Origin of the sequence: Pseudomonas putida (genome assembly GCF_004357765.1) — a bacterium.
GTDB classification, from domain to species: domain Bacteria; phylum Pseudomonadota; class Gammaproteobacteria; order Pseudomonadales; family Pseudomonadaceae; genus Aquipseudomonas; species Aquipseudomonas putida_U.
The window spans coordinates 112,153-137,925 of the sequence record NZ_SMTE01000013.1 but is presented as its reverse complement, the minus strand read 5'-3'; the positions used below and the strand labels follow the sequence as shown (position 1 = coordinate 137,925).

26 protein-coding genes are annotated in these 25,773 nt (G+C 63.6%); 9 read left to right on the top strand and 17 right to left on the bottom strand.

Annotation, left to right across the window (positions count from 1 at the left end; all coding sequences use genetic code 11):
* The first annotated feature begins 2 nt into the window (after window positions 1-2).
* The 5 genes from pcaQ (at window position 3) to E2H86_RS20315 (ending at window position 3,414) form a co-directional block, all read left to right on the top strand.
* The gene (pcaQ, locus tag E2H86_RS20335; RefSeq protein ID WP_133331086.1) at window positions 3-935 is read left to right on the top strand and encodes a pca operon transcription factor PcaQ; all 933 of its coding nucleotides are present in this window, start codon (window positions 3-5) and stop codon (window positions 933-935) included.
* A gap of 237 nt (window positions 936-1,172) precedes the next feature.
* A complete protein-coding gene (locus E2H86_RS20330; protein ID WP_133331084.1) occupies window positions 1,173-1,922 on the top strand; it encodes an FKBP-type peptidyl-prolyl cis-trans isomerase in 750 nt (249 codons plus the stop codon).
* 247 nt (window positions 1,923-2,169) lie between these two features.
* Window positions 2,170-2,610, top strand: a complete 441-nt coding sequence (locus E2H86_RS20325; RefSeq protein ID WP_133331082.1) for a YkvA family protein — start codon at window positions 2,170-2,172, stop codon at window positions 2,608-2,610.
* A gap of 100 nt (window positions 2,611-2,710) precedes the next feature.
* On the top strand, window positions 2,711-3,049 hold the full coding sequence (locus tag E2H86_RS20320) for a helix-turn-helix domain-containing protein (protein ID WP_133331080.1): 339 nt from the start codon (window positions 2,711-2,713) through the stop codon (window positions 3,047-3,049).
* Complete coding sequence (locus tag E2H86_RS20315) at window positions 3,046-3,414, top strand: hypothetical protein (protein WP_133331078.1); 369 nt, start codon at window positions 3,046-3,048, stop codon at window positions 3,412-3,414. Before E2H86_RS20320 ends, E2H86_RS20315 begins: the two co-directional genes overlap by 4 nt.
* 129 nt (window positions 3,415-3,543) lie before the next feature.
* On the opposite strand, the gene E2H86_RS20310 is transcribed toward E2H86_RS20315, so the two are convergent.
* The gene (locus E2H86_RS20310; protein ID WP_165976105.1) at window positions 3,544-5,625 is read right to left on the bottom strand and encodes a carboxy terminal-processing peptidase; all 2,082 of its coding nucleotides are present in this window, start codon (window positions 5,623-5,625) and stop codon (window positions 3,544-3,546) included.
* Between the two features lie 143 nt (window positions 5,626-5,768).
* Here E2H86_RS20310 and E2H86_RS20305 point away from each other — a divergent pair, with 143 nt between their 5' ends.
* Window positions 5,769-6,731, top strand: a complete 963-nt coding sequence (locus E2H86_RS20305) for an NAD(P)H-quinone oxidoreductase (protein ID WP_133331074.1) — start codon at window positions 5,769-5,771, stop codon at window positions 6,729-6,731.
* 106 nt (window positions 6,732-6,837) lie between these two features.
* Here E2H86_RS20305 and E2H86_RS20300 read toward each other — a convergent pair whose 3' ends face one another.
* The 13 genes from E2H86_RS20300 to minC all read right to left on the bottom strand — a co-directional run bounded on the left by E2H86_RS20300 (window position 6,838) and on the right by minC (window position 19,065).
* Window positions 6,838-7,491, bottom strand: a complete 654-nt coding sequence (locus tag E2H86_RS20300) for an HAD family hydrolase (RefSeq protein ID WP_133331072.1) — start codon at window positions 7,489-7,491, stop codon at window positions 6,838-6,840.
* A gap of 10 nt (window positions 7,492-7,501) precedes the next feature.
* Window positions 7,502-8,491, bottom strand: a complete 990-nt coding sequence (locus E2H86_RS20295) for an ABC transporter ATP-binding protein (RefSeq protein ID WP_133331070.1) — start codon at window positions 8,489-8,491, stop codon at window positions 7,502-7,504.
* A gap of 1 nt (window position 8,492) precedes the next feature.
* Entirely contained in the window at window positions 8,493-9,287 is a 795-nt protein-coding gene (locus tag E2H86_RS20290; RefSeq protein WP_133331068.1) for an ABC transporter permease, read from the bottom strand.
* Window positions 9,277-10,116 carry an ABC transporter permease gene (locus tag E2H86_RS20285; protein ID WP_133331066.1) on the bottom strand — a complete coding sequence of 280 codons (840 nt, stop codon included), beginning with the start codon at window positions 10,114-10,116 and terminating at the stop codon, window positions 9,277-9,279. Before E2H86_RS20285 ends, E2H86_RS20290 begins: the two co-directional genes overlap by 11 nt.
* Window positions 10,113-10,919 carry an alkaline phosphatase family protein gene (locus E2H86_RS20280; RefSeq protein WP_133331064.1) on the bottom strand — a complete coding sequence of 269 codons (807 nt, stop codon included), beginning with the start codon at window positions 10,917-10,919 and terminating at the stop codon, window positions 10,113-10,115. Before E2H86_RS20280 ends, E2H86_RS20285 begins: the two co-directional genes overlap by 4 nt.
* A gap of 83 nt (window positions 10,920-11,002) precedes the next feature.
* Window positions 11,003-12,067 (bottom strand): ABC transporter substrate-binding protein, encoded by a 1,065-nt coding sequence (locus E2H86_RS20275; protein WP_133331062.1) that lies wholly within the window; start codon window positions 12,065-12,067, stop codon window positions 11,003-11,005.
* 277 nt (window positions 12,068-12,344) lie between these two features.
* Window positions 12,345-14,504 carry a mechanosensitive ion channel family protein gene (locus E2H86_RS20270; protein WP_133331060.1) on the bottom strand — a complete coding sequence of 720 codons (2,160 nt, stop codon included), beginning with the start codon at window positions 14,502-14,504 and terminating at the stop codon, window positions 12,345-12,347.
* 45 nt (window positions 14,505-14,549) lie between these two features.
* Complete coding sequence (locus E2H86_RS26035; protein ID WP_165976104.1) at window positions 14,550-14,717, bottom strand: hypothetical protein; 168 nt, start codon at window positions 14,715-14,717, stop codon at window positions 14,550-14,552.
* Window positions 14,718-14,938: 221 nt separating this feature from the next.
* Window positions 14,939-16,228, bottom strand: coding sequence for a M18 family aminopeptidase (locus tag E2H86_RS20265; protein WP_133331058.1), 1,290 nt, complete (start codon window positions 16,226-16,228; stop codon window positions 14,939-14,941).
* Window positions 16,229-16,361: 133 nt separating this feature from the next.
* The gene (locus E2H86_RS20260) at window positions 16,362-16,997 is read right to left on the bottom strand and encodes an RluA family pseudouridine synthase (protein WP_133331056.1); all 636 of its coding nucleotides are present in this window, start codon (window positions 16,995-16,997) and stop codon (window positions 16,362-16,364) included.
* Between the two features lie 142 nt (window positions 16,998-17,139).
* The gene (gene minE / locus E2H86_RS20255; RefSeq protein ID WP_021782476.1) at window positions 17,140-17,394 is read right to left on the bottom strand and encodes a cell division topological specificity factor MinE; all 255 of its coding nucleotides are present in this window, start codon (window positions 17,392-17,394) and stop codon (window positions 17,140-17,142) included.
* A 3-nt stretch (window positions 17,395-17,397) separates the two neighbouring features.
* Complete coding sequence (minD, locus tag E2H86_RS20250) at window positions 17,398-18,210, bottom strand: septum site-determining protein MinD (protein ID WP_133331054.1); 813 nt, start codon at window positions 18,208-18,210, stop codon at window positions 17,398-17,400.
* 96 nt (window positions 18,211-18,306) lie between these two features.
* Complete coding sequence (gene minC / locus E2H86_RS20245; protein WP_133331052.1) at window positions 18,307-19,065, bottom strand: septum site-determining protein MinC; 759 nt, start codon at window positions 19,063-19,065, stop codon at window positions 18,307-18,309.
* Window positions 19,066-19,176: 111 nt separating this feature from the next.
* On the opposite strand from minC, the gene E2H86_RS20240 reads away from it, so the two are divergent.
* Together E2H86_RS20240 and E2H86_RS20235 are read left to right on the top strand one after the other, a co-directional pair.
* Window positions 19,177-20,112, top strand: a complete 936-nt coding sequence (locus E2H86_RS20240; protein WP_133331050.1) for a lipid A biosynthesis lauroyl acyltransferase — start codon at window positions 19,177-19,179, stop codon at window positions 20,110-20,112.
* A 62-nt stretch (window positions 20,113-20,174) separates the two neighbouring features.
* Window positions 20,175-21,323 carry a patatin-like phospholipase family protein gene (locus E2H86_RS20235; protein WP_133331048.1) on the top strand — a complete coding sequence of 383 codons (1,149 nt, stop codon included), beginning with the start codon at window positions 20,175-20,177 and terminating at the stop codon, window positions 21,321-21,323.
* A 19-nt stretch (window positions 21,324-21,342) separates the two neighbouring features.
* On the opposite strand, the gene E2H86_RS20230 is transcribed toward E2H86_RS20235, so the two are convergent.
* Both E2H86_RS20230 and E2H86_RS20225 read right to left on the bottom strand, forming a co-directional pair.
* Entirely contained in the window at window positions 21,343-22,086 is a 744-nt protein-coding gene (locus E2H86_RS20230) for an MlaA family lipoprotein (protein WP_409977299.1), read from the bottom strand.
* Window positions 22,087-22,159: 73 nt separating this feature from the next.
* A complete protein-coding gene (locus E2H86_RS20225) occupies window positions 22,160-23,458 on the bottom strand; it encodes a serine/threonine protein kinase (RefSeq protein ID WP_133331044.1) in 1,299 nt (432 codons plus the stop codon).
* Between the two features lie 229 nt (window positions 23,459-23,687).
* Between E2H86_RS20225 and E2H86_RS20220 the strand changes: the two genes are divergently transcribed.
* Entirely contained in the window at window positions 23,688-24,050 is a 363-nt protein-coding gene (locus E2H86_RS20220; RefSeq protein WP_133331042.1) for a hypothetical protein, read from the top strand.
* A gap of 20 nt (window positions 24,051-24,070) precedes the next feature.
* Here the strand turns inward: E2H86_RS20220 and E2H86_RS20215 are convergent, their stop codons facing one another.
* Window positions 24,071-25,624, bottom strand: coding sequence for a glycoside hydrolase family 17 protein (locus E2H86_RS20215; protein WP_133331040.1), 1,554 nt, complete (start codon window positions 25,622-25,624; stop codon window positions 24,071-24,073).
* Window positions 25,625-25,773: the final 149 nt, after the last annotated feature.

Sequence of the window (25,773 nt, the reverse complement as noted above, 5' to 3'; positions counted from 1 at the left end):
GCATGAATCTCGACACCCGCATCAAGTACCGTCATCTGCTGTGCTTTCTGGAGATTGCCCGGCAGGGCAGTCTGGCCAGGGCGGCTGATGTCCTGGCCATCAGCCAGCCGGCGATTTCCAAGACCCTCAAGGAGCTTGAGGATCTGCTCGAGGCGCGCCTGTTCGAGCGCAGCCGGCAGGGTGTCGAACTGACCCCGGCCGGCACCCGTTTCATGCGGTACGCCGGCCCGAGCGTGCAAGCCTTGCGGGACGGCGTGAGCAGCCTGCGCGGCGAGGCGCGAGCGCCTTCGCAGGTGCGGATCGGCGTGCTGTCGACGGTCGAAGGCCTGCTCATGCCTGAGGTGCTGTGCCGCCTGCACCAGCGCCATGAGGCCTTGCTGATCAGTGTCGTCACCGGCGTCAGTGCACAGTTGCTCGGGCAGTTGCACCTGGGCGAACTGGAGCTGGTGGTCGGACGCATGACCGACAGTCCGCAGATCCAGGGGCTGTCTTTCGAGCACTTGTACAGCGAGTCGATGGCCCTGGTGGTACGTCCCGGCCATCCGTTGCTGAACGGTACTCCGGTCGAGCGCGCACGGCTGGGGCACTACCCGCTGGTGCTGCCGCCACCGGGCACCACCATTCGTCAGCATGCCGACAGCCTGTTCGTGCAATGTGGCATCCAGCCTTCGGCGCAGCGCCTGGAAACCCTGTCGCTGGCGCTCAGCCGCCGTTACCTGCTGGGTAGCGATGCGGTATGGGTGGCGCCGCGCGATGCGGTATTGATCGACCTGCGCAGCGGGGAACTGGCCGAGCTTGACCTGGGCGTGCGCGAGCAGGGTGGCTCGGTGGGCATCTGTCGCAATGCGGCGCTGGCACAGAGCCTGCCGGGGCAGTGGGTGTGCGAGGTGCTGCGCGAGGTAGCCGGGCAGTATCGGGAGGGTCTGTATCCCTGAATGCGCTGCGCCACACCGTTTTGCCCCAAGGGAAATAAATCGGCGGATACACCAGGCAAAACCGGCACCCAGGGTCAATACTGGCCATTGGCTGCGAGCCGGCAGATGAATAAGCTTTTAACCACTGAACTTATGGACTACAACCCGCTCTTATGCCGGTAGCCATTGGTCATGGCCGCCTGCTAAGCTCGCGGCTTTACCCTGATTGCCCCTATGGCGCATGAACAAGGAAATAGCATGAAACAGCATCGTTTGGCGGCTGCGGTTGCCCTGGTAGGCCTGGTACTGGCTGGCTGTGATCAACAAGCCAGCACACCCGAGCTGAAAACTCCGGCACAGAAAGCCTCCTACGGTATCGGCCTGAACATGGGCAAGAGCCTGGCTCAGGAAGGCATGGAAGACCTTGATTCGAAAGCGGTGGCCCTTGGCATCGAAGACGCTGTCGGCAAGAAAGAACAGCGCATCAAGGACGACGAACTGGTCGAAGCCTTCACCTCGCTGCAGAAGCGTGCTGAAGAGCGCCTGGCCAAGGCCAGCGAAGAAGCTTCCGCCGCCGGCAAGAAGTTCCTCGAAGAAAACGCCAAGAAGCCAGGTGTCGTCACCACCGCTTCGGGCCTGCAGTATGAAGTGATCAAGAAGGCCGACGGCCCGCAGCCCAAGCCGACCGATGTGGTCACTGTCCACTACGAAGGCAAGCTGATCGATGGCAAGGTGTTCGACAGCTCGGTCGAGCGTGGCAGCCCGATCGACCTGCCGGTCAGCGGCGTGATCCCGGGCTGGGTCGAAGGCCTGCAGCTGATGCACGTCGGCGAGAAGTACAAGCTGTTCATCCCGGCTGAGCTGGCCTACGGCGCCCAGAGCCCAAGCCCGCTGATCCCGGCCAACTCGGTGCTGGTGTTCGACCTCGAACTGCTCGGCATCAAGGATCCGGCCCAACTGCAGGGCGACGCTCCAGGCGAAGCACCTGCCGAAGCGCCGGCCAAGTAATACCCGGCTCTGCCGACAACGCCCCGTTCGACGGGGCGTTGTCGTTTCTGCTCGAAACGAACCTGCCTGGGCGTGGACGGTCCTAGGCTATGCGGCCTAAAACGTTTGCGCGTCTTGAAACCGCTGTGTAAAAAACGCCCGATCTGACCGGGGCCCTTGCCTCGTGGGCACCTGACGTCGGAAAATTCGCCCTGTTCACAAGGTTATCCACAATAAATGTGGATAACCTCTCGCTGTCGGAGGCTCCATGAGCGCACCCTGGAATTTCGCCCGTTTCCTGCCCCTGGCCGAGCGTCTGCTCAGCCGCGGCCGGCTGCCGGCTTTGCTGTTTGCCGTGGCCCGTAAGGGTCCGCGCCTCGGCCAGCTGCGTGAAGACGTGCGGCTGTTGCAGTCGCTGTGCCTGGCGTGGTGGCGGGGCGAGTACCGCGCGATCAGTCCGAAGGCGCTGGTGACCATCGTGGCCGGACTGCTGTATTTCGTCAGTCCTATCGATGCGATTCCCGATTGGTTGTTGGGGGTCGGCTTTCTCGATGACATCGCCGTGCTCGGTTGGGTGCTCAAGACCGTGGCCGACGAGTTGGCCCGCTTCAAGGCCTGGCGAGACAGCCAGGCGCCGGAACGCTTGCGCGTGGTGGAGCGTCTGCCAGACACCCCGGAAGCCTTGGGTCTGGAGCGCAATACCCATTGATTTCGCCCTGAAGCACACAGACTCCCGAGCTTGGTAATATAATTGGCATAAGGATTATGCCTACGGATTACATGCTGTAGTCCTACGTGAGGGGGTTGTAATGGGAATTCAGGTCATCAGCCGGGACGGTCAGCCGGAGTACGCCGTCGTTCCCTGGGAGCAGTATCAGGCCTTGCTCAAGGCGGCAGGGCAGGCGCCGGCGGTGGTCGCGGCCAGCGAGCCGGCTGCCCCGCGCGAGCCGGTCAGCTTGCCGGCGTTCAGTGAAGTGGCACAGTTGCGTCAGGCCAAGGGCATCGCGCCTGAGCAACTGGCACGCAATGTCGGTGTCAGTCCGGCCTATCTGGCCATGATCGAGTCCGGCGAACGCCAGCCCGATGCTGCCATCCGCCGAGCCTTGGCCTGGCATCTGGGCGTGGCCGGTTGGAGCGAGCCGTCATGAGCCAGGTCAGGATCAGCCGCCAGCATTGGCAGAGCCTGCTGGACGAGCTTGACCTGGCCCGCCGTCAACGCCATCTGCTCACTTACCGCGCACTGCTCGAGCGCCTGCAGTTGCCCACTCCGGCGATGCAGACGCTCACAGCCGCGCTGGAGTACCTGGCGGTGCTCGATGCCCGAGCCGAGCAGCCGCTGCGCAGCTCGTTGGTCATCAGCCAAGGAGCCAGCCGTCTGCCACGCACCGGCTTCTTCGAGTGCGTGGAGCGCCTGGGGCGTTTCTCCGGGCCGGTCGACGGGATGGAAGCGGCGTCCTGGCATGCGTCCGAGGTGGTGAGGGTGTTCGAGTACAGTTATCCCGAAGAGGCCTGAGCAGTTGCCTTGGGGGCTGAGGCGGCGCTCGATCTGTGCGGCGCTCGATCTCTGCAGCCCCGCACCTCCAAAGCGAAAAAAAGGGGCGAACACCGCAACGTTCGCCCCTTTCCCGTTACAGCGAGCGCCTCAGTGCTTGGCCACCTGGGAGCTGATGCTCAGGTAGTCGAGCAGGATGCGACCGGTTTCGGACAGGTAGGCGTCGTCTTCCGGCTTGGTGTCTTCATCCTCTGCAGGCAAGGCGTCCTCGTCCTCTTTCTTCAGTTCCTTGAGCGGTTCTTCGCCCTTGGCCTTGCGGCGTACGTTCTCCAGGGCCAGTTGCTTGGCTTCGATGTCATCATGGCGGGCACGGCGTTCCTGCTCGTTGAGGCTGACCGTCTTCTCGTTCATCAGCTTCTGGGTCAGGGCCAGACGGTCGCGGATGTAGGTGAACTCCGCATCCTTGGCGCTGCGCGCCTCATGCTGCGCCTTCAGCTGAGCCAGGAACGGCTTGAACGGATCGGCCGCAGGCTTGACCACTGGGCGAATGGTGTCCCAGGGCATGGCTTCGGGCAGGGCGCTTTCACCGATTTCCTTGGTGTCGATGATCGACGGGTAATCGATGTCCGGCAGCACGCCCTGGTGCTGGGTGCTCTGCCCGGAAACCCGGTAGAACTTGGCCAGGGTCAGCTTCAGCTCGCCATGGTTGAGCGGCTGGATGGTCTGCACCGTGCCCTTGCCGAAGGTCTGACCGCCGATGATCAGTGCGCGATGGTAATCCTGCATGGCGCCGGCGAAGATCTCCGAAGCCGAGGCCGAGAGACGATTCACCAGCAGCGCCAGCGGGCCTTTGTAGAAGGCGCCGGGATTTTCGTCTTCGAGCACGTCGACGCGGCCATCGCTGTTGCGCACCAGCACCGTCGGGCCCTTTTCGATGAACAGGCTGGTCAGCTCGGTGGCTTCCTGCAGCGAACCGCCGCCGTTGTTGCGCAGGTCGATGACCACGCCGTCGACTTTTTCCTTCTGCAGCTCGGTGAGCAGTTTCTTCACGTCGCGCGTGGTGCTCTTGTACTCGGGATCACCGGCGCGGTACGCCTTGAAGTCGAGGTAGAAGGCCGGAATCTCGATGATGCCCAGCTTGTAGTCACGGCCGTCCTGCTTGAGCTTGAGCACCGACTTTTTCGCCGCCTGCTCCTCGAGCTTGACCGCTTCGCGGGTGATCGAAACGATCTTGCTGGTCTGGTCGTTCGGGGCGTTGCTGGCCGGGATGATCTCCAGGCGCACCACCGAGCCTTTCGGGCCACGGATCAGCTTGACCACTTCGTCCAGGCGCCAGCCGACCACGTCGACCATTTCCTTGTTGCCCTGGGCCACGCCGATGATCTTGTCGGCAGGTGCCACCTGCTTGGTCTTGGCCGCCGGGCCTGCCGGCACCAGGCGCACGATCTTGACCTGGTCGTTGTCGCTCTGCAGCACCGCGCCGATGCCCTCGAGCGACAGGCTCATGTTGATGTCGAAGTTCTCGGCGTTGTCCGGCGACAGATAGTTGGTGTGCGGGTCGTAGGACTGGGCGAAGGTGTTGATGTAGGCCTGGAAGATGTCTTCGGCCCGGGTCTGGTCGAGACGCGCCAGTTGATTCTTGTAGCGTTTGGTCAGGGTTTCCTGGATCTGCTTGGGATCCTTGCCGGCCAGCTTCTGGCGCAGCACTTCGTCCTTGACGCGTTTGCGCCACAGGTCGTCGAGCTCGGCCTGGTTCTTCATCCACGGTGCGTCCTTGCGATCGATCAGCAAGGTCTCGTGGGTGGTGAAGTCCATTTTGTCGACGCCTTTGGCCAGCTCGGCCAGGGCGAAGTCGAGCCGCGATTTGACGCGGTCGAGATAGCGCTTGTAGATGGTGAAGCCGGGATCCAGGTTACCGCTCTTGAGGAAGTCGTCGAACTGCGTCTTCCACTTGTCGAATTCGCGGATGTCGGCGGCGGTGAAGTAGCTGCGCGCAGGGTCGAGCAATTTGATGTAGCTGTCGTAGATGATGACGGAGCGAGCATCGTCCAGCGGCGGCTTGCTGTAGTGGTGGCGTTTTAGCAGCTCGACCACGTTGAGGCTGGCGACGATTTCATCGCGGTCCGGCTGCAGGCTGTCCCACTTATTGGCGGCCGATGCAGTGCCGCCGAGCGCGAGGCTGCCAAGGCCGATGACCAGGGCAAGGGCGGTGCTGGGAATGAATTGCTTCATGCTGATTCGACGTGGAGGCAATTGATCACGCATAGTAGGCCGTCTTTTCCGTTCGCCGGTTCCAAAGATCCGGTCGCATACTGCAAAAAGCCTGGGACATAGCTGTCCCAGGCTCAGTCATATGATTCAACTATGGAGGCACTGTGAAGGCATTGCAAGGCGTTGACGGACATGTGGCTTGGGTCGAAGCCGAACGACCGACCTGTGATGCGGGCCAAGTGCGTATTCGTGTGGCCGCTGCGGGCTTGAATCGCGCCGATCTGCTGCAAAAGGCCGGGCTTTACCCGCCGCCGCCAGGTGCCAGCCCGTACATGGGGCTGGAGTGCGCAGGGGTGGTCGAGGAAGTGGGAGCCGGAGCCGATTGGCGGGTCGGCGATCGCGTGTGCGCGCTGCTTGCCAGCGGGGCGATGGCCGAGGAAGTGGTGGTCGATGCCCGTCATGTACTGCCGGTTCCCGAAGGCCTGAGCCTGCACGAAGCTGCAGCGCTGCCGGAGGTGTACGCCACCGCGTGGCTGAACATCTTCCAGCTGGGCGGCCTGAAGGCCGGTGAGAAAGTCCTGGTGCATGCTGGCGCCAGTGGCGTGGGCAGTGCAGCGATCCAGCTGTGCAAGGCCTTCGGCAGCCCGGTATGGGTCAGCGTCGGCTCCAAGGACCGCCTGGACTACTGCCAGGCCTTGGGCGCTGCTGGAGGCGTGGTGCGCAACGAGAACCTCGACGACCTGGAACGCTTCGGACCCTTCGATGTGATCCTCGACCCGGTGGGGGCCAGCTATGGCCAGCTCAACCTGCAGTTGCTGGCCCGCGATGGACGCTGGGTGATCATCGGCCTGATGGGGGGGCGCAAGGTCGAGCTGGACCTGGCCCAGGTGCTGGGCAAGCGCCTGCAGATCACGGGTTCGACCCTGCGCAACCGCGACGAGGGGTTCAAGGCCGAGTTGCTGCGTGATTTGCAGCAGCAGGTGTGGCCGCTGTTCACGGAAGGGCGGCTGTCGCCACAGCTGGTCGATACCTACCCGGTGGAATTCGCCCAGGCGGCTTATGCCGAGCTTGAGACCAATCGGGTTTCGGGCAAGCTGGTGATGGTGATCGACCCTAGCCTGGTGTAGGCAGGCCTGGCCCCTTCGCGGGACAAGCCTGCTCCCACAGTCATCATTCATCCAGACAGTGGGAGCGGGCTTGTCCCGCGAAGTGGCCGAACCGACGCAGCAGGTTTCAGCTCCAGTCCAAGATCGGCCAGCCATTGGTCTGGGCATGCTCGCGCAGCACCGCATCGGGGTTCACCACATGCGGATGGTCCACCTTCAAAAGCAACGGCAGATCGTTGCGCGAATCGGAATAGAAGCTCGCCCCTTCCAGATTCTCCTGCTCCTGATCCAGCCACTCCATCAGCCGGGTGATCTTGCCTTCGCGGTAGGTCAACACGCCATGGGTGTTGCCGGTGTACACACCGTTGACCGCCTCCAGTTCGATGGCCAGGTACTCGTCGACGCCCAGGCGTGCGGCGATTGGACCGACCAGGTGCGTGCCGCTGGCCGAGATGATCAGGATGCGGTCGCCACGTCGGCGGTGCTCGGCGATGCAGCGACAGCCATCGCCGTAGATGATCGGTTCGATCACGTCCTCGACCCAGGGCTCCACCAGGTGATCGATTTCCTCAAGGGTTCGCCCGGCAATCGGCTCCAGGCTGAAGGCCATGTAGTCCTCCATGCGCAGGTGGCCCTTGCCGTAGGCTTCCATCAGTTCATGGTCGCGGCGCAGGAACGCCTTGCCATCGACCCAGCCCAGGCGGGCCATCTGCTCGCTCCACAGGGAAGAGCAGTCACCGTGAATCAGGGTTTCGTCCAAGTCGAAAATTGCCAGTGCCATGCAGCTCTCCTCAGGCCACTTCCCGCAGTGCCGCGGGGTCGATCGACAATGCCACCTGCTGGCCGTCGGCGTACAGGTCTGCCGACGAACGATTGAGCACGTCGACCACCAGTTCCACGTCACGCACCTGGACGCGGTAGCGAATCACGTTGCCCAGCAGGCTGTGGCTACGCACCAAGGCTTGCAGGTCGCCTTCGCGGCCCAGGCTGATGGCCTCTGGGCGGATTGCCAGGCGGCTGTCGATCGGACGCTGCAGCAGCCGGCTGGCGCTTTGCGGGTCAAGCAGGTTGTAGTTGCCGATGAATCCGGCGGCGAACAGGTCCGCCGGCGCGGTATACAGGGTCTCGGCATCGCCGCTCTGGACGATGCGTCCTTCGTTCATCAGGAAGATGCGGTCGGACAGGGTCAGGGCTTCCTCTTGGTCGTGGGTCACGAAAATGGTCGTCAGCCCGAGCTCGCGCTGGATGGCACGGATCTGCTCGCGCAGGTGCTTGCGGATGCGCGCGTCCAACGCCGACAGGGGTTCGTCCAGCAGAAGCAGGCGTGGGCGGGTGACCAGCGAACGGGCCAGGGCCACGCGCTGGCACTGGCCACCCGACAACTGGTGCGGATAGCGTGCGGCGAAGCTGCTCAGCTCGACCAGGGCGAGGGCCTCGGCGACTCGGCTCTGGCGCTCGGCACTGGCGACCTTCTGCATGCGCAGGCCGAAGGCCACGTTCTGTTCCACCGTCATGTTGGGGAACAACGCATAGCTCTGGAACACCATGCCGATGCCGCGCTTCTGTGGGCTCAGTGGCACCAGATCCTGGCCATCGAGGAGGATGCTGCCGCTGTCTACCGGGGTCAGGCCGGCGATGCAGCGCAGCAGGGTGGATTTGCCACAGCCGGAAGGGCCGAGCAGGGTGACGAATTCGCCACGTTCGATTTGGCAGTCGATGTCCTGGAACACCGGGTTGCCCGCGTAACGCTTGTGTAGCCGTTGCACGCTGACGAAGCTCATGTCAGGTCTTGTCCTTGTTCAGGCGGTTGGCGATCCAGGTCATGACCAGCACGAAGGCGAAGTACGAAATGACCAGGGCGCTGTTGAAATGGCCGCTGCTGTTGCGCATGTTGTTCAGGTACACCTGCAGCGTCTCGTAGCGCGTGCCGACCAGCAGGTTGGCGAACACGAATTCGCCGAACAGGAACGAGAACGACAGCAGCACCGCGACCATCAGGCCCTTGCGCAGATTCGGCAGCACCACCAGCAAGGCAGCCTGCCAGGTACTGGCTCCGAGCAACTGGGCAGCGTCCATCAGGTCGCGCAGGTTGATGGCCTGCAGGTTGTTGGTGATGGCGCGGTACATGAATGGCAATGCGATGGTGAAATAGCAACCGATCAGGATCCACGGGGTACCGACCATGGCCATCGGCCCGCTGCCATACAACTGCAGCAGTCCCACCGACGACACCACCGGCGGCACTGCGAACGGCAACAGGATGAGGATGTTCATCAGCGCGTCGAGTCTGGGGAAGTGGTAGTGCACCACGAACAGTAGCGGTAGGATCAACAGCACCGACAGCAGCAGCGCGCCCACGCACACCAGCAGCGACTGTCCGAATGCCGCCAGAAAGCGCGGCTCGCTCCATAGCGCCAGGTACCATTTGAAGGTCAGGCCGCTGGGCAGCAGGCTGGCCGACCAGCTGGTGGCCAGCGAGTAGAGGAGGGTGCCAGCAAGGGGCAGGAGCAGGATCAGGAACAGCAGGTACACCACCACACGGTGGTACAGGTTGGCGGAGACGGGCTTAACGGGCATGGTAGCTCCTCTTGAGCAGCCATTGGTGGACCACCGTGACCAGCGTCATCAGCCCCACCAGCACCATCGCCAGGGCGCTGGCCAGGTTTGGGTCGAGGTTGATGTCCCCGGCCACCAGACTGGCGATGCGGATCGGCAGCACGTTGAAGTTGCCGGTGGTCAGGGCATAGACCGTGGCGTATGCGCCCAGGGCATTGGCCAGGAGAATGACGAAGGTGCCGAGCAGCGCCGGCGTCAGCACCGGCAGGCCGATGTGCCGCCAATACTGCCAATGGTTGGCCCCAAGCAGCGCGGCCGACTCGCGCCAGTCCTCGCGCAGGGCATCGAAGGCCGGGTAGAGCAGCAACACGCCGAGCGGGATCTGGAAATAGGTGTAGACCAGGATCAGGCCGCTCTTGGAGTAGATGCTGAAGTCCTCCAGCAGGCCCATCTGCTTGAGCAGCAAGGTCAATGCGCCATTGAAACCGAGCAGAATGATGAAGGCGAAGGCCAGCGGCACGCCAGCGAAGTTGCTGGTCATGTTGGCGAATGCATTGACGAAATCGCGCAGCCGCGAGTCCACCTGGCGCAGCGAGTAGGCGCCGAGGGTGGCGATGACGATGCCGAACAGGCTCGACCAGAAGCTGATTTCCAGGCTGCGCTGCAAAGCCTGCAAGTAGAACTTCGAGGCGAAGACCTTGCTGAAGTTGTCCAGCCCCCAACCGGTCTGCGATTGCAGGCTGTTGATGGCCACCCAGGCCAGCGGGGCGATCTGGAAGATGACGAAGAACACCGCGAAGGGCAGCAGGCACAGCAGGGCCAGGGCCCGGGTGCGGTTGCCAGGCTTCATTTGAGCAGCTCCCGGCACACACTCTTGTCGTGCGCCGCGCCGAGCAGCTCGCAGATGGTGCCACACAGCTCCGTCTGCAACGGCTTGGCAGCGGGATCGAGGCTGAACCCCTCGCCGAACACGAACAGTGGTACCTCACGCTCCTCCGCCAGCAGGCCATTGTGCGAGCGGTCGTTGTTCATGCCGTGGTCCGCGGTGACCAGTACCTGATAGCCCTCTTCGAGCCAGCCAGGAAGATAGTCGGCGAGCAGGATGTCCACGCTGCGCGCGGCGTTGCGGTATTGACTGCTGTCCAGGCCGTGACGGTGGCCGATGTCGTCGATGCTCATCGGATGCACCAACAGGAAGTTGGGCGCATGGCGGCGGCGAAGGTACTCGGCATCGGCCAGCAGGTGCGAGTCGGGGTAGCGGTCGTCCCAGTAGAACAGGCCGTGCTGGATCGGCAGCTTCGGCGCATGGGTATGGCGGTCGCGCAGCGGGTCGAAGGGGGAGCGGTTGTAGAGCTCGCTCATCCAGTGATAGGCCGCTGCCGCAGTGCCCAGGTTGGCTTCGCGAGCATAGTGGAAGACGCTGCGCTGGTTCGAAAGGCGGTTGACGTTGTTGTGCACGATGCCGCTGTCGATGGGCGCCACGCCGGTGAGGATGCATTCGTACAGCGGGCGTGACAGCGATGGCAGTTCGCATTCGACACGGTACAGCGCGGCGCGATCGGCCTCGACATAGGCATGCAGGTGGCCCATGGCGTGGTGGGCGACCTGGTGGTTGAGGCCGTCGAGCAGGACCAGAATGACATTGTGTTGCATGGTGGCTCCAGTCAAAAACCGCGTTGCCTTCTTCGCGGGTTTGCCCGCGAAGAGGCCGTTACAGACCCCGGAAGGTTAGGGTCTTACTCCATCTCGATGATCACCTGCTCCTGCCACTTCTGCGGCAGCTCTTTCGAGGTCTTTTCCCAGGCTTCGGCATTCTTGATCGGTTGTGCGGCCTTGTATTGCTCGTTGGGCAGCAGCTTGGCCTGGACATCGTCCGGCAGCTTCAAGTGCTCGGCACGAATCGGCCGGGCGTGCCCCTTGGCCAGGTTGATCTGGCCGGCATCGCTGAAGATGTACTCACGCGCCAGTTTGGCGGCATTCGGATGCTTGGCGTACTTGTTGATCACGGTGGTATAGCCTGAGATCACCGAGCCGTCGGAGGGGATCAGCACTTCGAAGCGCTTGGGGTCGATCTGCTCACGGTAGCTCAGGCCGTTGAAGTCCCACACCACGCCCACTTCCACTTCGCCCTTTTCCAGAGTCTGGATGGTCGGGTTGGCCAGCGACAGACGTTTCTGCTGGGCCAGTTTGGTGAACAGCTCGAGCCCCGGTGCGACGTTGCTCTCGTCGCCCTTGTAGGCGATGGCGGCGGCGAGCACGCCGTTGGCGGCCTGGGCGGCAGTGCCGACGTCACCGATGGCGACCTTGTACTTGCCTTTTTCCAGGTCGTGCCAGGTGGTGGGGCGCTCGTCTTCCTTGACCAAGTCCTTGTTGATGATGAAAGCGATGGTGCCGGTATAGGCCAATGCCCAGTGACCGTCCTTGTCCTTGGCCCAGGCTGGCACCTGGTCCCAGGTGCTTGGTTTGTACGGTTGGGTCACGCCCTTGGCCACGGCAATCGGGCCAAACGCTGCACCGACGTCGCCGATGTCGGCACTGGCGTTGTCCTTCTCGGCGTCGAACTTGGCGATTTCCTGTGCCGAGCTCATGTCGGTGTCGCTGTGCTTGAGGCCGTACAGTCGCGCCAGGTCATCCCAGGTGTCTTTCCAGTTGGCCCAGGCATCGGGCATCCCCACGCTGTTGACCTGGCCTTCCTTGCGAGCGGCGTCTTCCAGGGCCTTGAGATCGGGCCCTGCGGCCATGGCCGAGGTGCATAGGGTGATGGCCGAACCGAGCAGTGACGCCATGAAAAGCTTTTTCATCCGAAGCTCCTTGGGTGGGTGCTTTTGCGTTCTTGGTTTGGTTTGAGACGGATGCCGGTGCGCGTTGCTGGGGGCGCGCAGGCCCTGGCCACGGTAGCGAAGACGCGTGGCAATTTGATGTAGGAGTAGGTATGCATAGACGGTTCCAGTTTCCTGGAATTACAGCGTAGACCAGATCGGTGCGACGTTCAGGCCGCCTTGTCACAGGATGTTCATGGATAGCCTGGGGGCTCACCGAGCGGCGCAGCCCCAGGTCACCGGAGGGAAAGGACAGGATTCACGTGGAGCTGGATGCACCGCTTTCGCTCATTGCGCCACCACCGGCGGTCACCACCTGCACCGACAGGCGCGGCGTCGCCAGGTCCAACCCGGCCTCGTCGAGCTGACGCTTCAAGGCCAGATTGAACGCCCGCGACACTTCCCACTGCTTGATCGGCGCCGTCTTGAACCGCGCGCGCAGAATCGCCGAGCCCGATTCGAAGCTTTCCACGCCCTGCAGCTCGAGCGGCGACCAGATATTGCGGCGCATCAACGGGTCGTTGCGCAGCTTCTGGCCAACCTCGCGGATCAGGCTGATGGCGCGGTCGATGCTCATATTGTGCGGGATGGCCACGCGGAAGATGGCATAGCCGAATTCGCGCGAGTAGTTCTTGATACTCTTGATTTCGCTGAACGGAATGGTGTGTACGATGCCGTCGATATCGCGCAGGCGCACGGTACGGATGGTCAGCCCCTCGACCGTGCCGAGGTGGCCGCCGACATCGACGTAGTCGTCGATCGCCAGGGAGTCCTCGATGATGATGAACAGGCCGGTGATCAGATCGGCCACCAGCGATTGTGCGCCAAAACCGATGGCCAGGCCGATGACACCGGCACCGGCCAGCAGCGGCGTGACGTTCATGCCCATGTTGGCCAGGGCGACGATGACCGCGATGATGAAGATCGCCACGAACATCACGTTGCGGATCAGCGGCATCATGGTTTGTGCCCGGGCGTTGGCCAGTCCCCGACGCGAGTGCACCAAGGCGTGGTGCACGGCGGTGTCGGCCAGGATCCAGATCAGCCAGGCGGCGATCAGGGTGCCGGCCAGGCCCAGCAGGCGCAAGCTCACTTCGTGGCCGTCGCCTTCGGCGAAGTTGATCATCGACAGGCCCCAGACCCGCAGACCCAGCTCGATGAACAGCAACCAGATCAGCAGGTGTACCAGCGCATAGCCGAAGTTGCGCAAGCGTTCGGTGTAGACCGCCTGGCGCTTGCTGGCGCGCTTGGGGTTGGCGGCATGCCGGCGCACCAGCCCGTTGAGCACCATGCACACCACCACCAGCACGGTGCACATCAGCGACTGGCGCAGGGCGGTGCTGGTGTCGCCGGCCGAGACGAAGGTGGCGAACAAGGAAATGGCTACCAGGATCAGCGCCGGGATGAACCAGAAGCTGCCGAGGATCTCGATGGTGTCGCTCAGCGTGCGCCGGGTCAGGCGCCGGGCCAGTGGCTGGTTGCGGATCAGGTGGGCGATGGGGCGTCGGAAGCGCAGGATGAACAGCCCGGTGGACAGCGCTGCGATGACGTTGGCCAGGGTCGCCAGGGCATGGGCCAGATGCGTGCCGAGGGCGACCAGCATGCGCGGATCGCTCATTGCCTCGCCAAAGGCAGCGAAGCTGCCGATCAGCCACAACGGGCGGAACGCCTGGTGACGCAGGATGTGCAGGGCACGGTGGCGGTGCGGGCCGTCGAGCAGCGAGAAGGCGATGACGCAGATGGCCGAGAAACAGGTGCCGACGACCAACGCGTAGGCCAGCACCATGGCCAGTGATTTGCCCAGGGAAGGGGGCAGGGCGAAGCTCAGGTATACCGTGAAGATCAGCGCGACCAACCATGGCCCCAGCTTGCGCAGGGCGAAGCGCACCAGGTCCCAGGTGCGGGGGTGCTGCGGCAGCTCTTCGGTCAGGCCGAAGCGCACGCGTACGCGGTGGCCGATCCAGTTGAACACCCAGGCGAGCAGGCTCCACACCGCGATGACCGCCGCGAAGCCGAACAGGATTGCCGGCCACTGGTGCACCGGCACGATCAACTCGGCCAGTTCAGCCTGGGCTTGTTCGATTTCCTGCGACCAGCGATGGAAGGGGCTGGCGTCGCCGCTGAACTGCTTCTCGAAATCGTGCAATGCGCCGCCGATCAGGCCGAGCACGCCCTGTTCGACTGTGGGTTGGGTCTGCTGGGTGGCATCGCGCAGTTTCTTCAGATCGGCCAGCAGCTTCGCGCGTTGCTCGTCGTTCTCCAGGCTTTTGATCACCTCGTCCAGGGACTTGCCCAAGGGCTCGGTGGCTTGTGGCTGGGCGGGCGTGCTCGAGCCGAGCAGGCTGGGTAGGCCGGCGGCCTGGGCAGGGAGGACGAACAGGGTGAACAGCAGGATCAGGTAACGGAGAAGGGCAGGCACCGGGAAATCTACCTCAGGGTCGAACAATGGACCGAGTGTAGAGGTTTATGTCGGCAGTTGCTCCAGGATCTTCCAGCAGGTGAGGCCGAAGATGCCCAGGGTGCCGATCCACATCATCACTACGCCGATGTTGCGTTCGCGCAGGCTGAAACCGACGGTCAGCAGCAACAGGAACAGAAACACCGGCACGAACAGGGAGAGGAAGGGGGACATGGTGGCAATCCTTTTGCGGTGGGGCCATGTAAACAAGCATAGCGGGTTGCTGGGGTGGAGGATTGATCCGCAGCAGTAGTTGTTACAGGACCGGCCTCTTCGCGGGACAAGTCGGCGCGCCGAACCGCCGCTCCCACAGGTACCCCACCAATTTTCAGACTAGTGGGATACTGTGGGAGCGGGCTTGTCCCGCGAAGAGGCCGGTCCTGCTCAGAGCAAAATCAGGGCAACTCGCGGCTGCGGTAGAACGCGCTCAGCACCTTCACCAGGTGGGCCAGGTCATGGCTGCCGCACAGCTCGCGGATCGAGTGCATGGCGAAGGTCGGCAGGCCGATGTCGACCGTGCGTACGCCCAGGTGGCTGGCGGCGATCGGGCCGATGGTCGAGCCGCAACCCATGTCGCTGCGTACCACGAAACTTTGCACCGGCACCTCTTCGGCCATGCACAGGTGGCGGAAGAACCCGGCGGTTTCGCTGTTGGTGGCGTAGCGCTGGTTGTTGTTGACCTTGATCACCGGCCCGGCGTTGAGCTTTGGCCCGTGGTTGCCGTCGTGCTTGTCGGCGTAGTTGGGGTGCACGCCGTGGGCGTTGTCGGCCGAGACCATCAGCGAGCGTTGGATGGCCCGCACGTAGTCATCGCCGCCCGGCAGCAGGCGCTGCAGAGTCTGTTCGAGCATCGGGCCATCGGCGCCGCACGCCGAGCACGAGCCGACTTCTTCGTGGTCGTTGCACACCAGCACGCAGGTTTCGTCGCTGTCGGCGGCCAGCAGGGCCTGCAGGCCGGCGAAGCACGACAGCAGATTGTCCAGACGGGCTCCGGCGATGAAGTCGCCGTTCAGGCCGATCAGCGCAGCGTCCTGGGTATCGTAGAAACTCAGTTCGTAATCCAGCACGACATCGGCATTGAGTTCGTGCTCGCGGGCCAGTTGCTCGGTGAGCAGGGCGCGGAAGTCGATACGCTCGTCACCGGCGACCTGGGCGAGGATCGGCGGCAGTTCGTTCTGCGGGTTGATCTGCCAACCCTCGTTGGCGGTCCGGTTGAGGTGGATCGCCAGGTTGGGAATGATCGCGATCGGCAGCTTGAAGTCGATCAACTGGCTCTCGACCTTGCCGTCACGGCGGAAGGTCACCCGACCAGCCAACGACAGATCGCGGTCGAACCACGGCGCAAGCAGTGCGCCGCCGTAGACTTCTACGCCCAGTTGCAAGAAGCCCTGACGTTGCAGCTCCGGTTGCGGCTTGACCCGCAGGCACGGGCTGTCGGTGTGCGCGCCGACCATGCGGATGCCGTTGAGCACGGGCGAATGCTTGCCCAGCTTGACGGCGATGATCGAGGAGTCGTTGCGGGTCACGTAGTAGCGACCGCCAGGCACCGTGGCCCAACTGTCGCGCTCGTCCAGGCGCTGGTAGCCGGCGGCTTCGAGGCGTTGGGCCAGACTGGCGGTGGCGTGGAAGGGCGTCGGGGAGGCCTTGAGGAATTCGATCAGGCCGGTATTCAGTGCATCGCGCATAGGTCACTCCATTTGAAGCTTCAAGTTTCAAGCTTCAAGCTGCAAGCTGCAAGCTGCAAGCAAGAGCAGTGTGCGCAGCATGGTCCAGCGCGATCTTGCTTTGTCTTGCAGCTTGTCGCTTGAAGCTTGCCGCTTAAAAAGGAGCAGGGCACTCGAACTTCAACCGCTCCCCGGACACCGGGTGGGTGAAACTCAGCATCGAGGCGTGCAGGCACAGCCGCTCGTGGGCGGCCAGGGCCTCGGGGTTGGCGTACAGCCGATCGCCCAGCAACGGATGGCCGATCGACAGCATGTGCACGCGGAGCTGGTGCGAGCGCCCGGTGATCGGCGTCAGCTCGACCCGGCAGTGATCGCCACAACGCTCCAGCACGCGCCAGAAGGTCAGCGCATGCTTGCCTTGCTCGTGGTCCACCACGTGGCGAGGCTTGGTCGGTGGGTCATAGCGCAGCGGCAGGTCGATGCTGCCACTGTCCAGTGCCGGCTGGCCCCAGCACAACGCGGTGTAGGCTTTTTCGGTTTCGCGGTCGTGGAACTGCCGCGACAGCTCGCGGTGGCTGTCGGCATCGCGGGCCAGCAGGATGATGCCGGAGGTTTCCCAGTCCAAACGGTGAACGATCAGCGCGTCGGGGTAGCCGTTTTCCTGCAGGCGGGTGATCAGGCAGTCCTTGTTGTCTTCGGCGCGGCCTGGCACCGACAGCAGCAGGGTCGGCTTGTTGATGACTAGGATGGCGGCGTCCTCATGGAGGATCTGCACATTTGACAGCGGCATTGCGAGTTCTCTGTGTAAACCACTGGGGCCGCGTTGCGGCCCATCGCGGGACAAGCCCGCTCCTACAGGATTGGTGTCGCACCTGTGGGAGCGGGCTTGTCCCGCGATGGGCTGCAACGCAGCCCCAATGGTCGATACCCGATCAGCGATCGGGCAAGGTGATGTTCAGTTCCAGAATCGAGCAGCTACCCTGGTTTTCCAGTTCGATGTGCACATCGTCGTTGCCGATGTTCACATACTTGCGGATCACCTCGAGCAATTCCTTCTGCAAGGCCGGCAGGTAGTCGGGCTCGCTGCGCTGGCCGCGCTCGTGCGCCACGATGATCTGTAGACGCTCTTTCGCTACCGACGCGCTGCTCTGTTTCTGCCTGCCACGAAAGAAGTCAAAAAGGTTCATGGTTTATTTGCCTCCAAACAGGCGCGCGAAGAATCCTTGCTTCGGCACGTCGATAAAGCGCAGTGGCTTTTCTTTGCCCAACAGACGGTCGACGGTGTCGCTGTAGGCCTGACCGGCATCGCTCTGGTCGTCGAGGATGACCGGGATACCCTGGTTGGAGGCCTTCAGTACGGCCTGCGACTCGGGGATCACGCCCTTGAGCTTGATTGCCAGGATTTCCTCGACGTCGGCGATGCTGAGCATTTCGCCCTTCTCGACGCGCTCGGGGTGGTAGCGGGTGATCAGCAGGTGCTCCTTGATCGGCTCTTCGCCGTTTTCGGAGCGGCGCGACTTGCTCGACAGAATGCCCAGCATGCGGTCGGAGTCACGAACCGAGGATACTTCAGGGTTGGTCACGACGATGGCTTCGTCGGCGAAGTACATCGCCAGGTGTGCACCCTTCTCGATACCGGCCGGGGAGTCGCAGATGACGTAGTCGAAGCTTTCCTTCAGCTCCATCAGCACCTTCTCCACGCCTTCCTGGGTCAGCGCGTCCTTGTCGCGGGTCTGGCTGGCGGCCAGCACGAACAAGTTCTCGAGGCGTTTGTCCTTGATCAGGGCCTGTTGCAGGTTGGCCTCGCCGTTGACCACGTTGACGAAGTCGTACACCACGCGGCGCTCGCAGCCCATGATCAGGTCGAGGTTACGCAGGCCCACGTCGAAGTCGACGATGACCGTCTTGTAGCCCCGCAGAGCGAGGCCGGTACCGATAGCGGCGCTGGTGGTGGTCTTGCCCACGCCCCCCTTGCCGGAAGTAACGACGAGAATCTTGGCCAAGGTGTTTCACCCCTAAATAAACGGGACGCGAGTCCCTGCAAATACAAAAAACGGCAACGAGAAAAAAGTTGCGCTAAAAATGCCGGCAAGTATCCGTTAAAGACGGGTGATGTTCAACACATCGCCAGACAGGCTGACCTGCACCCCGGCGCCCCACAGCGGGTCACGCCGCAGCTCTTCGCAGACCCGGTACTGGCCGGCGATGGAGACCAGTTCGGCGGTCATCTGATAGCAGAAGATACGTGCCTTGGTGTTGCCCTTGATGCCCGCCAGGGCACGGCCGCGCATGGCACCGTACACATGGATGTTGCCATCGGCGAGAAGTTCCGCACCCGGGCTGACCGAACCGACCACCACCAGGTCGCCGCCCTGGGCGTAGATCTGCTGGCCGCCGCGTACCGGCGTGGTGACGATGCGGGTTGGGCGCACTTCGGGTTCTGCCGGTGGCGGCGGCGGTGGTGGCGGTTCGGGCTTCTTGACCTCGGGCTCGGGTTCCAGCGGTCGCTCGCGGGCACCGGAGGGTGGTAGCACGGGCAGGTCGATGGCGATCGCCGCGGCGATGTCCTCGATGCGACTGGCGCGCAGGGCCAGGGTGCGCAGACCATGGTGGCGGCAGATGCGCATCAGCCCGGGCAGGTCGATCGCCCCTTCGTTGGCCGGCAGCTTGTCCAAGGCCAGCACCAGGGGCGTGTTGCTGAAGAAGTTCGGCGCCTGGGCCACTTTCGCCGCCAATTGGCGGTCGAGGGCTTCCAGGTCGTTGCGCCCCAGTTCCAGCACAGTGATGGCGAGCATGCTGCCCTTGAGCTGGAACACGGAGGCGGTGTCGGGGGTGGGGTTTGTGCTCATGGTCTGCATAGACGGCAAGTTGCGAAAAAAGTGCCCTGACTTATAACGATAAGACCGGTTGGCCGCAACCGATGCCGAACCGTTGTAGAATGCCCGGCCTTTGTCTTTCCGGAAGCTTCAATGGAACGCCCGCGTTTTCGACCCTATTTCCTCCACCCACGTTTCTGGGGCCTCTGGCTGGGCCTGGGCCTGCTGTGGCTGGTGGTGCAGTTGCCGTACCGCGCCTTGCTGGCGCTGGGCAGTGCCCTGGGCGCCGTGATGTATCGCCTGGCCGGTGAGCGCCGGCGGATTGCCGCGCGCAATCTGGAGTTGTGTTTCCCGGAAATGTCCGACGACGAACGGCGCCGTTTGTTGAAGGCCAATTTCGCCTCCACCGGTATCGCCTTCTTCGAAATGGCCATGAGCTGGTGGTGGCCCAAGGCCAGATTGGCGCGATTGGCGCACATCGAGGGCATCGAGCACCTGCAAGCGGAGCAGCAGGCCGGGCAGGGCGCGATCCTCATGGCGGTGCACTTCACTACCCTTGAAATCGGCGCCGCGCTGCTGGGCCAGGCCCATACCATCGACGGTATGTACCGCGAGCACGGTAACCCGTTGTTCGACTTCATCCAGCGCCGTGGCCGCGAACGGCACAACCTCGACTCGCTGGCGGTGGAGCGCGAGGACGTGCGCGGCATGCTCAAGCTGCTGCGTTCGGGCCGCGCCATCTGGTACGCGCCGGACCAGGACTATGGGGCCAAGCAGAGCCTGTTCGTGCCGCTGTTCGGCATTCCGGCGGCGACGGTCACCGCCACGACCAAGTTCGCCCGGTTGGGCAAGGCGCAGGTGATTCCCTTCACCCAGAAGCGCCTTGAAGATGGCAGCGGCTATCGCCTGGTGGTGCATCCGCCGCTCGCCGACTTCCCGGGTGAGAGCGAGGAGGCCGATTGCCTGCGCATCAACCAGTGGATCGAAGGGGTGTTGCGCGAGTGCCCTGAGCAGTACCTGTGGGCGCACCGACGTTTCAAGTCGCGGCCCGAAGGGGCGCCGCGGCTGTACGACAAGAAGAAACGCTGATATCAGGGTGTCAGTGCTGGCCTCTTCGCGGGACTGACACACCACCAACCCAGGAACCCTCAATGGCCCCATCTCCGGTAACCGGTCTGATCCTCTCTGGCGGCGGTGCGCGCGCGGCCTATCAGGTCGGGGTGCTGGCCGGCCTCGCCGAGGTGTTGCCGCCAGGCACGCCCAATCCGTTTCCGGTGATCGTCGGGACCTCGGCCGGGGCGATCAACGCCGTGGCCCTGGCCAGCGGCGCTGCCCGTTTCGGTGAGGCGATCGAGCGCCTGACGGCTTTCTGGCAGAACTTCCGAAGCCACCTGGTGATGCGCAGCGACTGGCCCGGCGTGATCCGCCAGGCCAGCCGCTTCGTCGGCCACAGCCTGTTGGGCGTCGGTGGGCAAGCACCGGTGGCCCTGCTCGACAGCAGTCCATTACGCGGTCTGCTGACCTCGCACCTGAACCTCAGCGGCATCGATAACGCCTTGGCGGCCGAGCAGTTACGCGCCGTGGCAGTGACCGCATTCGGCTACGAATCGGGCCAGGCAGTGACCTTCTACCAGGGCCGCGGCACTATCGACCCCTGGTTGCGCCATCGGCGCATCGGCGTGCCGACGCGCTTGTCGATCGATCACCTGCTGGCCAGCGCCGCCATCCCGCTGCTGTTCGCCCCGGTACGCCTGGGCGACGAGTACTATGGCGACGGTGCGGTGCGCCAGTCGGCGCCGATCAGCCCGGCCCTGCATCTGGGCGCGAGCCGCGTGCTGGTGGTTGGCGTCAGCGGCAACCCGCAGCGGCCGCCGGCGCCGCCGACGGCCCAACGGGTATTCAGCGGCCAGCAGCCGAGCCTGGCGCAGATCGGCGTGCACATGCTCAACAGTACGTTCATCGACAGCCTCGAAGACGACATCGAACTGCTGCAGCGGCTCAACCACCTCAGTCACCTGCTGCCGGCCCACCTCAATGCACGGCACCTTGGGCTGGCGCCGATCGAGGTGTTGGTGGTGGCGCCCAGCCAGCCACTGGACGAGATCGCCGCACGCCACCGACGCGAACTGCCCTCAGCCTTGCGCACCTTCTTGCGCGGGCCGGGGGCGACGCGGACCAGTGGCGCGGGGGTGTTGAGCTACCTGTTGTTCGAGGCCAGCTACTGCAGCGAACTGATCGAACTGGGGCGCCGGGATGCCTTGGCCAAGCGCCAGCAACTGCAGCAGTTTCTCGGGGTATGAGGTGTTCCGTGAGGCTTGTCTACTCCGCGATCTGTAGCTTGCGCGCCTGGGTATACACATACCGCACTTTCTCGTACTCGAACGGCGAATTGAGCTGACCGTAGCGGAAGTTGGTGGTGTAGCGCTTGTCCACCACGCGCAACGCGAAGATCTCGGGGTGGTCGCTGCTGGCTTCGGCCACGTTCAGGTAGTTGATCGCGTCCTCGCCCGCATAGTCCACCACCAGCCCGGTGGTATCGCGCAGGTTCGAGGGACCCAGCACCGGTAACATCAGGTACGGTCCCTCGGGCACACCGTAGAAGCCCAGGGTCTGGCCGAAGTCCTCATTCTGTTTGGGCAGGCCCATCTTGGTCGCCGGATCCCACAGCCCGCCCACGCCGAGCAGGGTGTTGAACATCAACCGTGCGGTGATTTCCGCCGAGCGCCTGGGCTTGAGTTGCAGCACGCTGTTGAACAGGTTCGGTACATCGCCCAGGTTGCTGAAGAAGTTGCTCACCCCGGTGCGCACGAAGTGCGGGGTGACGTACTGGTAGCCGTTGACCAGGGGCAGCAGGACCCATTGGTCCAGACGGTAGTTGAAGTGGTAGATGCGCCGGTTCATCGATTCCAGCGGGTCATAGACGTTTAGCGCCTCCAGGGTCGAGCGCTCGAACTCGCGCTGGTCGAGGCCAGGGTTGAATTTCAGTTCGCGCAACGGATCGATGAAACCGTCGGCTTCCGGCGCCAGCGGCGCGGCAGTCACCTGCGGGTCGGCTTCTATCACGCTGGCCCGTGGCGCGGGCTCTTGTGCCAAGGCATTGCCGGCAGCGAGCAGGGCAGTGACGAGGAAGAGTTTGTTAACCACGGAAGAACTCCAGCATGGCGTCGCTGTTGACGCGGTAGTTGAGGTTGCCGCAATGGCCGCCATGGGGGTACAGGGTCAGGCGGTCGCCGAACACCCTGCGCAGGAAACCGATGTCGCCGGGGCCTAGGATCACGTCGTCAGCGTTGTGCATCACGGCGATCTTCGGGCTCTTGTGCAGGTAATCTTCCAGGGCGTACAGGCTGACCTGGTCGACCAGTTGCAGGATGCTGCCGCCGTTGGTGCGGGCGCGCCACATGGGAATCACCTGCTCGGTCATGTAGCAATCGAAATCGCATTGCAGGGCCCGTTTGAAGAACGGCGTGAGGCTGGTGCCTTCGGTGATCGGGTATTTCGGCGGGATGATCAGGCCGCGTCGGTTGATCAGGTCAGACGTAAAGGCGATGTCGGCGGCCGAGAAGCGGAACGAGGTGCCGATGAGCATGGCCATCTGTTCATTGGACAAGTGTTGACGCGACTGCTGGAAGTCATACAACAGGGCATCGTTGAGGTCGATGTAGCCCTTGTCCTGGAAGTAGCGGGTGAGCTTGCTCAGCATCAGTTCGTAGAACGTGGTGCCACGGTCGATGCCCTTGACCTGGGTCTGCACCAGTTTGTCCAGGTTGTTGATCGAGGTGTACAGGTTGACCGGTGGATTGAGCAGCAACACGCGCTTGAAGTTGAAGCTGCGCCGGGTTTCATCCAAGTGGCTGACGAACGCGGCATCCAGCGCGCCGAGGCTGTAGCCGGTGAGGTAGAAATCGCTGACCGGCAGGCGGGCTTGTTGCGCGCGAATGGCCTGCATCACGTGATAGAGGTCCTTGGCGTCCTCCTGGCTGACCCCGGGGGTGGCAAAGCGCGAGGCGGCGCTCATGAAGTCCCAGCTGGTCGGGGAGGACAGTTGCACCACATGGAAGCCGGCCTGGTAGAAGAGCTTCTTCAGGTATTCGTTGATGCTGCTGGTATAGGGCGCGCCGGTGCCGGCGATGATGAAGATCAACGGCGCTTCGCGGTCCTGTCGGGCCAAGCGGTACTTGAGCTTCTTCACCGGCCAGAAGTTGTCCGGCAAGGTGAACTCACGGTCCGGACGCAGGTTCAGGCTGTAGTCCGATTGCGTGATGTCATCGTCGCTGGGCAACGTCGGGCGTTGCTCCGGCGGGGTGGTGGCGATGGTCGCCTCGAACGGGTTGGTCAGCGGATAGCCATAGCTTGCGGCGTCGATATCCCGCGCTGAAGCGGCCGTAGCCAATAGCAGGCCGCCGAGAAAAGCGGCGAAGCGCCAAGGTCGAAGCATGGTGTCCCCCAGGGAAAGCAAGCAAGGTCGTGCGATATGCAGGCTAGGACCACGACCGTCATGGCAAAGTTGCCAAGGTGTTGCGGTCTTTGTCGCGCCAGTTATTGCCGCGCCAGTCTGTGGCGGCGCAGGTTTGTTCTCTGCAACATAGCTGCATGAGGACGATTTTGCCTTGCAATGGCACTTGGGTGATGATGCCCGCTTACCTTTACCGCTTTTGGAGAACAGGATGTCTCGTACCCTGCCGGTGGTTGTCGTGGCCTCGTTCCTGGCGATGTGGCTGGCTGCAAGCTTCGCCGTGCGCTATGGGTTGATGGAGGATGGGCAATGGGTCGGGCTGTGCACAGGGGCCGGGCCGTATTGGCAGTGCCAGGCCCGGTCGCTGCTGGGGTTGACCATTCACCATCAGATCCTGGCCTGGAGCGGCTTGGCGTTGGCGCTGGTGGCGCAGTGGGTGCCGGGGCGGTTGGGGGCTTGGCTGGCGGGACTGGCATTGCTGTTCGGCGTGCCTGCGCTGGTGTTGTATACCGCCAGCATCGCGGTGTTCGCCGTGGTGTTGGCTGGGTTGCGGTTGGTTAGGGCCCGTCGGTAGATCCAGGGTGTGGGCCGATCTCAAGCCCGGCCCACCCGCAAACTCCGCCAAAGGCCCAGCGTCATCACCACCCCAACCAGCGCCCAGCCCCAGGCCTGCTGGTTCTCCAGCCCTTCCCGGTACAATTGCGGCAGCACCCCGCCTCCGACGATCACCGCCAGCAAAGCCACTTCGGCCCGCGCCGCCGCCACCGGCCGCACGGCATACACCAGCGCCGGCAGTGCCAGCGCGGCAGTCGGGAAACTGCGATAGCGCGGGTCGAACACCATCGCCAGCATGCTCACCGCTGCGGCGAACCCTGCCGCCAGCAAGAGCCAGCCAGCCCGGGCCTGGAGCCAGACGAACAGCCGTTGGCGCCAGCCTGCAACGTGCGCCAGGCCAAGTACCCCATGGGCCAGCACCAGCAGGTTCAGTCCCGCCAACGCCAGCGCCCACAGCCATTCGCCGGCGAAGCGTGCATGGGTGCGCATCAGCTCGCCCCACAGACCCAGGCAAGCGGCGCCGAAGGCCGCCAGCAACGGCAGCAGCAGGGCCGCGCCAAGGCTGGCAGGGCGCCCAGCCAGCCACAGCATCGCCAGCATCAGCGCGGTACAGGCGAGCAGCCAGTGGGGCCAATGATGCAGGTTGCTGACCGGGCCTTCGAGCACGCCCTTGTCCTGGCGGTCGGCATCGTACAGACCCCAGTAACCGCCCACCGCGCCTTCATTGGCGCGTTTCCAGGGCTGGTCGAATGCTTCGATCAGGTTGTAGTCCCAACCGTTGGCTTCGGCCATGGCCACGAAACCGCGGATGAAGCGTGCCTCGTTGACCCGGCTGGGCACGGCGGTCTCGCGCTGGCGGCCTTCACTGGGCCAGCCGGTCTCGCCGATGAAGATGCCCTTGGGCGCGAAGCGTGCGGCGAAAGTCCGGCGTACCTCGCCGACATGGGCCAGGGCATCGTCGATCCCTCGCGGATCGTCTTCCCAATAGGGCAGCAGGTGAATGGTCAGGAAGTCCACCGCTGGTGCCACCTGCGGGTGCTGCAACCAGAACTCCCAGACATCGGCGTAGGTCACCGGCACCTTGACCTGGCTTTTGACTTTTCCGATCAGGGTAGCCAGGCGGTCGCCGGTGACTTCCTTGCGCAACAGTGCCTCGTTGCCGACGATCACCGCGCTGACCACGTCGGGGTTGGCGTTCGCCGCAGCGATCAGCAGATCCACTTCCTTGTCGGTGTCCACCGGGTTGGCGTTGACCCAGGCGCCCAGCATCACCTTCAGCCCATGTTTGCGCGCCAGCGCCGGAATCGCCTCGAGACCGGTCATCGAATAAGTGCGGATGCACTGAAATCGTTCGGCCAGCAGCGCCAGGTCGGCGTCCATGCGCGCCGGACGCAGGCGAAACGGCTGGTCGAACGGCGACTGGTCCTTGTCGAACGGTGTGTAGGAAGCGCACTGCAGCTTGTGCGTGGGGCTGGCGGCATCGGCCAACTGCACCGGCCTGCCCAGCCCGTACCAGAGCCCTGCGAGCCCGAGTAGGGCGAGCAGGCAGGTCAGCAGGTACGATAGCGACATCTGGCGAGAGGGGGCAGGCATGGGCGATCCATCGTTGGCGGCAAAACGTTAGATAGTAGCCCGGCGCCAAACCTTTGGCATGCAAGGATCGCGCAGGTTGGGGTAGGAGAACGCCGCTAATGGCATAGTGCTGTCGCAAAGGGTGAGGTTAAGGGTCGCTGCTGGAGCAG

Coding starts and splice junctions, on each gene's coding strand:
- pcaQ (WP_133331086.1), top strand. CDS start 3: ATGAATCTCGACACCCGCATCAAGTACCGTCATCTGCTGTGCTTTCTG.
- E2H86_RS20330 (WP_133331084.1), top strand. CDS start 1,173: ATGAAACAGCATCGTTTGGCGGCTGCGGTTGCCCTGGTAGGCCTGGTA.
- E2H86_RS20325 (WP_133331082.1), top strand. CDS start 2,170: ATGAGCGCACCCTGGAATTTCGCCCGTTTCCTGCCCCTGGCCGAGCGT.
- E2H86_RS20320 (WP_133331080.1), top strand. CDS start 2,711: ATGGGAATTCAGGTCATCAGCCGGGACGGTCAGCCGGAGTACGCCGTC.
- E2H86_RS20315 (WP_133331078.1), top strand. CDS start 3,046: ATGAGCCAGGTCAGGATCAGCCGCCAGCATTGGCAGAGCCTGCTGGAC.
- E2H86_RS20310 (WP_165976105.1), bottom strand. CDS start 5,625: ATGAAGCAATTCATTCCCAGCACCGCCCTTGCCCTGGTCATCGGCCTT.
- E2H86_RS20300 (WP_133331072.1), bottom strand. CDS start 7,491: ATGGCACTGGCAATTTTCGACTTGGACGAAACCCTGATTCACGGTGAC.
- E2H86_RS20295 (WP_133331070.1), bottom strand. CDS start 8,491: ATGAGCTTCGTCAGCGTGCAACGGCTACACAAGCGTTACGCGGGCAAC.
- E2H86_RS20290 (WP_133331068.1), bottom strand. CDS start 9,287: ATGCCCGTTAAGCCCGTCTCCGCCAACCTGTACCACCGTGTGGTGGTG.
- E2H86_RS20285 (WP_133331066.1), bottom strand. CDS start 10,116: ATGAAGCCTGGCAACCGCACCCGGGCCCTGGCCCTGCTGTGCCTGCTG.
- E2H86_RS20280 (WP_133331064.1), bottom strand. CDS start 10,919: ATGCAACACAATGTCATTCTGGTCCTGCTCGACGGCCTCAACCACCAG.
- E2H86_RS20275 (WP_133331062.1), bottom strand. CDS start 12,067: ATGAAAAAGCTTTTCATGGCGTCACTGCTCGGTTCGGCCATCACCCTA.
- E2H86_RS26035 (WP_165976104.1), bottom strand. CDS start 14,717: ATGTCCCCCTTCCTCTCCCTGTTCGTGCCGGTGTTTCTGTTCCTGTTG.
- E2H86_RS20265 (WP_133331058.1), bottom strand. CDS start 16,228: ATGCGCGATGCACTGAATACCGGCCTGATCGAATTCCTCAAGGCCTCC.
- E2H86_RS20260 (WP_133331056.1), bottom strand. CDS start 16,997: ATGCCGCTGTCAAATGTGCAGATCCTCCATGAGGACGCCGCCATCCTA.
- minE (WP_021782476.1), bottom strand. CDS start 17,394: ATGAACCTTTTTGACTTCTTTCGTGGCAGGCAGAAACAGAGCAGCGCG.
- minC (WP_133331052.1), bottom strand. CDS start 19,065: ATGCAGACCATGAGCACAAACCCCACCCCCGACACCGCCTCCGTGTTC.
- E2H86_RS20240 (WP_133331050.1), top strand. CDS start 19,177: ATGGAACGCCCGCGTTTTCGACCCTATTTCCTCCACCCACGTTTCTGG.
- E2H86_RS20235 (WP_133331048.1), top strand. CDS start 20,175: ATGGCCCCATCTCCGGTAACCGGTCTGATCCTCTCTGGCGGCGGTGCG.
- E2H86_RS20225 (WP_133331044.1), bottom strand. CDS start 23,458: ATGCTTCGACCTTGGCGCTTCGCCGCTTTTCTCGGCGGCCTGCTATTG.
- E2H86_RS20220 (WP_133331042.1), top strand. CDS start 23,688: ATGTCTCGTACCCTGCCGGTGGTTGTCGTGGCCTCGTTCCTGGCGATG.
- E2H86_RS20215 (WP_133331040.1), bottom strand. CDS start 25,624: ATGCCTGCCCCCTCTCGCCAGATGTCGCTATCGTACCTGCTGACCTGC.